This window comes from Streptacidiphilus alkalitolerans (genome assembly GCF_042511045.1).
Lineage (GTDB): Bacteria > Actinomycetota > Actinomycetes > Streptomycetales > Streptomycetaceae > Streptacidiphilus > Streptacidiphilus alkalitolerans.
Genome location: NZ_JBHEZX010000010.1, coordinates 109,210 through 117,717, shown reverse-complemented (window position 1 = coordinate 117,717; position 8,508 = coordinate 109,210). Strand labels below are relative to the sequence as shown.

General features: G+C 73.3%; 5 protein-coding genes. 2 read left to right on the top strand and 3 right to left on the bottom strand.

Annotation, left to right across the window (positions count from 1 at the left end; translation table 11 throughout):
- Positions 1-103: 103 nt before the first annotated feature.
- Positions 104-3,880 (bottom strand): S8 family serine peptidase, encoded by a 3,777-nt coding sequence (locus tag ACEZDG_RS22870; RefSeq protein WP_380512539.1) that lies wholly within the window; start codon positions 3,878-3,880, stop codon positions 104-106.
- 145 nt (positions 3,881-4,025) lie between these two features.
- The gene (locus tag ACEZDG_RS22865) at positions 4,026-4,832 is read right to left on the bottom strand and encodes an enoyl-CoA hydratase/isomerase family protein (protein ID WP_380512537.1); all 807 of its coding nucleotides are present in this window, start codon (positions 4,830-4,832) and stop codon (positions 4,026-4,028) included.
- Between the two features lie 128 nt (positions 4,833-4,960).
- Here ACEZDG_RS22865 and ACEZDG_RS22860 point away from each other — a divergent pair, with 128 nt between their 5' ends.
- Both ACEZDG_RS22860 and ACEZDG_RS22855 read left to right on the top strand, forming a co-directional pair.
- On the top strand, positions 4,961-5,752 hold the full coding sequence (locus ACEZDG_RS22860) for a polysaccharide deacetylase family protein (RefSeq protein ID WP_380512535.1): 792 nt from the start codon (positions 4,961-4,963) through the stop codon (positions 5,750-5,752).
- The gene (locus tag ACEZDG_RS22855; RefSeq protein WP_449341734.1) at positions 5,752-6,981 is read left to right on the top strand and encodes a YVTN family beta-propeller repeat protein; all 1,230 of its coding nucleotides are present in this window, start codon (positions 5,752-5,754) and stop codon (positions 6,979-6,981) included. The genes ACEZDG_RS22860 and ACEZDG_RS22855 overlap by 1 nt, the downstream gene beginning before the upstream one ends.
- 10 nt (positions 6,982-6,991) lie before the next feature.
- Here the strand turns inward: ACEZDG_RS22855 and ACEZDG_RS22850 are convergent, their stop codons facing one another.
- A complete protein-coding gene (locus tag ACEZDG_RS22850; RefSeq protein WP_380512533.1) occupies positions 6,992-8,464 on the bottom strand; it encodes an FtsW/RodA/SpoVE family cell cycle protein in 1,473 nt (490 codons plus the stop codon).
- Between the last annotated feature and the right edge of the window lie 44 nt (positions 8,465-8,508).

Sequence of the window (8,508 nt, the reverse complement as noted above, 5' to 3'; positions counted from 1 at the left end):
TGCTGGACAAGCTGGCCGCCCAGGAGAGCCGGCAGATCCTCGGCGACGACGCCCTGGCCGCCCGCCCCTCCGACCTCTCACTTCGTCCTGTCACCCCGTCCTGTCACTTCGTCAGCCCGAACGCCTCCAGCACGGTCTGGGTCACGGTGTTCCCGGCCGCGTCCTTCGCCGTCGCCCGCAGCGAGGCGAAGGCCGCGGCCTTCGGCGCCTTGAGTCCGGCGGTCCACCTGCCGTCGGCGGTCCTGGTCAGCTTGAGCGCGGTCCAGTTCTCCCCGTCGTCGTAGGACACCTCGAGGGTGCCGGCGGTGATCCGCCCGCCCCGGGTGACGTCGGCAGACTCCGAGGCCGTCAGTGTGATCGCGGCGCTGCGGGACGCCTTCCCCGACAGGTCGGTGGCCACCCCGTAGTCCAGCTGGACCAGCGGCAGGGTGTCGACCACCGAGGGGTCCGTGGTCGCCGAGCCGAAGGTCCACTCGGTCCGGCTGCCCGGCGCGTACGGGAAGGCCCCGCCCTGGCTGGTCGCCGCGACCAGCCGGTACGGCAGCGGCTTCGCGCTCGGCGGCACGTCCAGGTAGATCGCCTGGTAGGCGGCCTTCTGCAGCAGGGTGCTGCCCTGGTAGAGCCACAGCGTCTCGTTCAGCTTGCCGCTGCCCAGGTCGAATCCGCTGTTGCCGGCCACCCCGTCGCCCCAGCCGGGGATGTTGACGGTCATGAAGTCGCCGTTGCGCTGCGGCAGCCAGGTGGCGTTGTTGAGCCGCGGGTGCAGCACCGGGGAGAACCAGTCGTGCGCGGTGCTGCCGCCGGCCGTGCCCGGGGCGGTCACCGACCGCTCCTCCAGCAGTTGGCCGAGGTCGGCCTCCTCGAACCAGCTGAAGCCGGATCCGCCGCCGGGGGTCACCCAGTCTGTACGGGTGGCCGGCATCTGCTGGCGCTGGTCGAAGCCCACCCCGTAGCTGTCGAAGTCCTGCAGGTCGTAGCGGCCCTCGGAGCCCGCCACCGCGCCGCTCGGCGAGGCGAAACGGTTCCGCACCTGGGCCAGCGCCGAGGCCTCCGGCGTGTACGTCAACGCGTCCGGGACGGAGCCGTCATGACGGTCCACCAGGTCGTAGAGGTAGGAGGGCACCGGCTGCGAGCCGACCGCCAGGACGACCTGCCCCCGCTCCAGCGCGGCTTCGAGGGCGGCCCCCTCGGTCGAGGTCAGCGCGGCCACCGCGACCGCGCTGACCGCGGTGTAGTCCGCGCTGCCGTACCACTCGCTGAGCCGGCCGGGATCGCCGTTCACCACCAGCAGCAGCTTCGCCCCGGCCGCCACGGCCGCGGCGGCCTGGTCGGAGGGGGCGACCGAGCTGCTCGCGTCCACCACCGCGGCCCGGCCCCTGGCGTCGATCCCCGCGTAGTCGGCGCTGCCGCCCCGGCCCGCGTACACCGCCGCCAGGCTGCTGGTACCGGCCGGCAGCGGGGTCGAGCCGCTCTGCTGCAGCAGGTCGGTGAAGTCCTGCCCGGCCCCGGACACGGTCAGTTCCGGTTCCGCGTCGCGCCAGCGCATCACGAAGGAGAACGCGCCGTCGGTGACCGGCGCCGTGGGCTGCACCCACAGGCTGGTGTACTTCGGCGGCAGCAGGTCGCTCTCGTCGTAGCTGGTGCCGCCGGCCTGCCGGTACCACTCCCAGCGCAGTTCCTGGCTCTCGGTCCGCTTCGGCGTCACCGCGGAGACCCGGTGCGCCGTCCGCGCGTCCAGCGCCACCGTACGGTCCGCCGTGAGCTGGACCTGCGGCGCCGAGAGCATGGCCAGGCCGAGGTCGGAGGGACCGGCCGCGCCCGGCAGCTCTGCCTCCATCAGCACCGAGTACTCGCCCTCGGGCAGCCGCAGCTCCAGCGTGCCGCTGTCCGGCACGGTCACCTGCCCGGCGTACTCGCTGCCCGCCTGGAACAGCACCGCGGTGCCGCCCAGCGGCTTTCCGGCCCGGTCGGTGGCGTGAACGGTCAGGTTGTACATCTCGGCCTCGTCGTCCACCCCGATCAGGGTGTGCGCGACCACGGTGCCGGTGGCCGCGTCGGTGGCGACCAGCTGCCCGTCGGTATTGCCGTAACCGGCCTTCGACGGGTCGGTGCTGACGGTGGCCCGCGCGGTCCCGTGCGCCGGGACGGTCAGCGCGGATGCGGACAGGGTGAACGCCCCGGCCGGTGCCGCGATGTCGGTGGCCAGCTTCAGGTCCACCGCGCTGTCACCGGTGTTGGTGTAGCTGACGGTCCGTACGCTCGGCCGGTCCGCGGTGTGCGGCCAGGGGAAGTAGCCGCCCCAGGCACTGGCGTCGGCGTGGACCTGGCCCAGCACCGCCGCCCTGGCGTCGAGCCGCCCGCTGCCGCCGTCGGTGACCGCGATCTGCGGGGTCAGCGCGGTCGTGCTGACCAGGTCGTCCTTGAGCTGCTGGCCGGTCCAGTCCGGGTGCTTCCGGGCCAGCAGCGCCGCCGCGCCCGCGACATGCGGGGTGGCCATCGAGGTCCCGCTCATCGTGGTGTAGTAGCCGCTGCCGTCCGCCATGTACTGGGAGCGCGCGGCCAGGATGTCCACGCCGGGGGCGGTGAGCTCCGGCTTGGGGTCGCCGTCGACCGCCCGCGGCCCGGTGCTGGAGAAGTACGCCAGGTTGTCGTCGGAGTCCACCGCGCCCACGGTCAGCGCCGAGCTCGCCGAGCCGGGCGAGGAGACCCCGGCCGAACCGCTGTTGCCCGCCGCGATCACGAACAGCGCGCCGGTGGCGGCGCTGAGGCTGTCCACCGCCTGGCTCATCGGGTCGCTGCCGTCGCCGACCACCGAGGGGTCGCCCAGGCTCATGCTGATCACCTTGGCGTGCTCGGTCTGCGCCGCCCACTCCATCCCGGCCAGCACCCAGGAGTCCTGCCCGTTGCCGGAGTCGTCCAGCACCTTGCCGACCAGCAGGTGCGCGCCCGGGGCGACGCCCTTCTCGACGCCCCCGGAGGCGGCGCCGGTCCCGGCGATGGTGGACGCGGTGTGGGTGCCGTGGCCCACACGGTCCTCGATGTCCTCGCCCGGGACGAAGCTGCTGCTGGCGTCCACCTGCCCGGCCAGGTCCGGGTGCGCGGTGTCGATCCCGGTGTCCAGCACCGCGACGTCCACCCCGGCGCCGGTGTCGCCGGAGGACCAGACGTCCGGTGCGCCGATCTGCGCGGTGCTGTCGGCGAGGGTGGCCCTGACCCGGCCGTCCAGCCAGACATGGGTCACCCCCTCGGCCAGCGCCGGAACCGCGGTGGCCACGGCACGCGAGGCCGGGGCGGTGGAGGGCGCGGTGGCCGGGGCGGCGGCCGGGGCGAGCGAGGTCCAGGCCGTGGCGGCCTTGCCGTGGGCCAGGCCGACCGCCGCGCCCCGGATCGAGGGCAGCGCCCGGGTCTCGGTCATCCCGGCCGGCGCCCCGGCCGACCGCGCCGCGGCTCCGGCGGCCGTCCCGTACTGGACGATCAGCGGCAGCGACTGCGTGTGCGCGTTGTCGTAGCCGTCCGCGATCAGCTGGGTGACGTCGAACAGCCGCCGGTCCAGCACACCCGCCGCGACGTAGGGCTGGACCTCGTCCGGGTAGACGTAGAGGTCCTTGCCGACGGTCGCGGTACGCACGCCGCCGGTCAGGTTCGCCGGCCGCTTCACCGTGGCGGTGCTGCGGCCGTCGGCGAGGGTACGCACCGTGACGGCGTCCCCGGTGATCAGGGTGACGGTCCGGCTGACCGGTTGCTGCGCCGGCTTCACCGGCGGCGCGGCGGGGGTTCCGGCCCGGGTGCCGGCCTGGGCGCCGTACGGGGTGGCCGCCAGCAGCAGGATCGCCGCGCCGAGCGGTATCAGTCCGCGGCGGCGGAGGTGAGAGGATGGCACAGGGATGTCCTCCAGGATCTGCGGGGGATGCAGAGGTTGGGGGACATCCTTGACGTGTGCACGAGGCCGGATGCGGTCCGGCGCTGGCGGTTAGCCGCCCTGGCGGTTTTGCGCCGCTCGGGATGCCCGGATATTGCCTGATGCGTCAGAACTCGGCGGGACGCCGCTCCAGGAAGGCGGCCAGACCCTCCGTCACATCCGGGGCCGTACGCGAGGCCCGCTCCCACGCGGCCACCGCGGCCTGGGCGTCCAGGCCGCCGTCACCGCTGCCCAACGCGGCGGCGATGACCTCCTTGACCGCCCCCTGGGTCTGCGCCGAGCGCGAGGCCAGGGTGCGGGCGAACTCCAGCGCCCGCTGCTCCACGTCCTCGGCGACCTCCTCCACCAGCCCGTGCACCAGCGCGGTCGCCGCCGTCACCAGCTCGCCCGAGAACAGCAGGTACTTCGCCCGGGCCGGGCCCAGCAGCCGCAGCAGCCGCACCGTCGGCACCGCCGGGTAGACGATCCCCAGCTTGGCCGGGGTGATCCCGATCCTGGCGTCCGGTGCGGCGAAGCGCAGGTCGCAGGCCACCGCGAGCTGGCAGCCGCCGCCCACGCAGGCACCCCTGATCACCGCGACGGTGGGGTGCGGAAACGCCGCCAGCGCCTCCTCGGCCCGGACGTTGACGGCGTGGTAGGCGTCCGCCGAGGCCGGGTCCGCGTAGACCTCGCGCAGCTCGGCGATGTCCGCGCCGGCGCTGAAGGTCCCGCCAGCGCCGGTCACCAGCAGCACCCGCAGCCCCGGCTCCCCGGCCAGCCGCCGCAGCAGCTCCGGCAGCGCCGCCCACATCGCCCCGGTCAGCGCGTTGCGCTTCTCCGGCCGGTCGATCGTCAACACGGCGACACCGTCGTCACCGAGCGCGAGCCGGAGACCTGACACCCCGTAGGGCAACTCCCTGCGTTCCTGCTGCACCGCGCCGCGCCTTCCGCCGATCCGCTGCCTGCCACTGCCTGCCACTGCCTCCGACCGGGCGACACTCTACGGTCCACCGGTGCGTGCTCGACGCGCGGTAATCGGACGGTCACCCTAGAGTGCGAGTGGTGATCCCCTTCGACCGCCGCGACCTGCTGCGGATGGCTGCCGTCGGCGCCGCCGGCTCGCTCACCGCCGCCTGCTCGGACCGCACGGCCGTGCCCGCAGCCGAGGCCCCGGCCACCGGCGCCGTCCGGGCCAGCGCCGTCGCCTCCGCGCCCGCAGCCACGTCCGCCCCCACGCACCCGCCGCTGCCGGCCCTCCCGTTCGAGGTCAGGACCGGTCCGCGGACCGGGGACGGGGTCGCCCTCACCTTCCACGGCCAGGGCGACCCGGCGATCGCCAGGGCGCTGCTGGCCGAAGCCGGACGGGCCGGGGCCAAGGTCACCGTGATGGCCGTGGGCAGCTGGCTGGACGAGCAGCCCGCGATGGCCAGGCTGGTCCTCGACGGCGGCCATGAGCTGGGCAACCACACCCAGAACCACCTGCCGATCTCGACCATGTCCGCCGACCGGGCGTACACCGAGATCGCCGCCTGCGCCGCCCGGCTGAAGCAGCTCACCGGCAGCATCGGCAGCTGGTTCCGGCCGTCCCAGGCCCAGGACTGCACCGCCACCGTCGCCGCCCAGGCCCGCCGGGCCGGGTACGCGCACTGCCTCAGCTACGACCTGGACTCGCTCGACTACACCGACCCCGGCGCGACCGCGGTGGCCAGTACCGTCCTGGACGCGGTACGCCCGGGCTCCGTGGTCAGCCTGCACTTCGGGCACACCGGCACGATCGCCGCGCTGCCCGTGATCCTCGACGGCCTGCACCGGCGCGGTCTCCGCGCGGTCACCACCACGGAGCTGCTGACCTGATGCCCCCGACGACCCTGCGCCGCCTCCTCCCCGTGTCCGCGCTGACCGCGCTCTCCGCCTGCGGCCTGCTGCTCGCCTCGGCCTGCTCCGCCGACCGGGACCCGGCCGCCGGACGGGTGTCCGTGCTGGCCCAGCCGACCGCCATGGCCACCGCCAAGGCGCTGGCGCTCGGCCCGGCCCTCCCCGGCAGCGGCGACTCCTACCTGCAGGGGATGCCGCCCCCGCTCTCCCCCACCGACGTCTACGCGGCCGACCGCCCCAACGCGCTCTCCCCGGTGGTCCGCGGCTTCCCCTCCCGGGTGTACGTCCCCAATACGCTCTCCGACACGGTCAGCGTGATCGACCCGGCGACCTACCGGGTGATCCGGACCCTGCAGGTCGGGCACCAGCCCCAGCACGTGGTCCCCTCCTGGGACCTGAGGACGCTGTGGGTCAACAACGACCTCGGCAACAGCCTCACCCCGATCAACCCGGCCACCGGCGCCCAGGGCGCCCCGGTGGACGTGCACGACCCGTACAACCTCTACTTCACGCCCAACGGCAAGTACGCGATCGTGATGGCCTCCAACGACCACGCCCTGGTGTTCCGCGACGCCCACACCATGAAGGTGGTGAAGTCGGTCCCGGCCGGCTGCGCCGGGGTGAACCACGCCGACTTCTCGCCGAACGGCGAGTACTTCATCGTCTCCTGCGAGTTCTCCGGCGACCTGCTCAAGGTCGACACCGCGAAGATGGAGGTGGTGGCCCGGCAGAAGATCCCGTTCGACGGCTCCATGCCGCAGGACGTCAAGATCTCCCCGGACGGCAAGGTCTGGTACGTCGCCGACATGATGGCCAACGGCGTCTGGGAGCTGAACGGCGACACCTTCTCCACACCGGTGCTGCTCAAGACCGGTGCCGGGGCGCACGGCCTCTACGTCAGCCGCGACTCGGCCAGCCTCTACATCTCCAACCGGGGCGAGGGCTCGGTCTCGGTGCTGGACTTCGCCACCGGCAAGCTGGTCCACAAGTGGCAGATCCCCGGCGGCGGCAGCCCCGACATGGGCGGGGTCTCCGCCGACGGCAAGGTGCTCTGGCTCTCCGGCCGCTACGACTCCGAGGTCTACGCCATGTCCACCGCCGACGGGCACCTGATCGCCCGGATCCCGGTCGGCGACGGCCCGCACGGCCTGGCGGTCTACCCCCAGCCGGGCCGCTACTCGCTCGGCCACACCGGGATCTTCCGCTAGGGCTCAGGCCCTAGCCGCGTTCGGCCTCGGCGCGGACCGCGGCGATCTCCTCCGCGGAGATGGTCAGCGTCTCGGCCGGGTCCGGCGCGGGCTCCAGCTCGGACCGGCCGGCCGCGTCGCTGAGCTTCACCAGCAGCGCCATCATCACCCAGTTGGCGACGGTGGACGAGCCGCCCTGCGCCAGGAACGGCAGCGCCTTGCCGGTCTGCGGAATCAGGCCGATCACCCCGCCGGAGACCACGAACACCTGCAGGATCAGCGTCGCGGCCAGCCCGGAGGCCAGCAGCTTGCCGAAGGGGTCGGAGAGCCTGATCGCGGTGCGCATCCCGCGCTGGGCCAGCAGCAGGTACATCATCAGCACCGCCATCACCCCGGCCGTGCCGAGCTCCTCGCCGATGGTGGCGAGCACCCAGTCGCTGCGTCCGGCGAAGCCGATCAGATAGGAGTTGCCCTTGCCCAGGCCGGTGCCCAGGAAGCCGCCGCCGGCCAGCGAGAACAGCGACTGGGCCAGCTGCGGCGAGCTGCCCTGCGGCGGCTGCCCGTTGACCAGGTGGGTGTAGGTGGCCATCGGGTCGAGCCAGTTGTTCACCCGGTAGGTCACCCGGGTGACCAGGGTGCCCGCCGCGACCGCGCCCGCGAGCGCCATTCCGCAGCCCAGCACCAGCCACCCGGTCCGCTCGGTGGCGATGTACAGCATGATGATGAAGGCGCCGAAGAAGATCAGCGAGGTGCCCAGGTCGGCCTCGGCCACCAGCACCACCAGGCTGACCGCCCAGATCACCAGCACCGGGCCCATGTTGCGCCCGCGCGGCAGGCTGATCCCCATCACCTTGCGGCCGACCAGCGCCAGCGCGTCCCGGTTGGTCATCAGGTAGCCGGCGAAGAAGACCACGATGGCGAGCTTGGTGAACTCACCGGGCTGGAAGGACAGCGGGCCCAGCCGGATCCAGCGCCGCGCCCCGTAGACGTCCCCGGAGAAGAAGGCCGGTGCGACCAGCGCCACCAGCGAGACGGCCATCACCAGGTAGGTGTAGCGCTGCAGCACCCGGTGGTGCTTGATGCCGAAGACCAGGCCGACGAACACCAGCACGGCGATCACCGTCCACATGGTCTGCCCGGGAGCCATCGGCGGCGAGTTGTACCCCTTGTGGTACGAGTCGTCCAGGCGGTGGATCACGGTCAGGCCCAGCCCGGTGAGCAGCACCGTCAGCGGCAGGATCAGCGGGTCCGCGTAGGCGGCCCACTGCCGGATCGCCAGATGGGCGACCAGCGCCAGCGCGGTCAGCCCGGCCACCTGGGTGGCGAAGCCGCTGGGCAGCGCGTTGTGCAGGGCCAGCTCCACGCTGGCGTCGCCGAAGGCGCAGATCGCCACCGCGAACAGGATCAGCGCCAGTTCCAGGTTCCGCCGCCGGGCCGGCGCACCCCGGAACCCCGTGTCGCCGCTGGGGCTGCTGATCGTCCCCGCCGCTCGCCGTGAGCCCATCCGCCCGCACCCCACCCAACCAAGTCGCCGTCAGAACCGTCGCA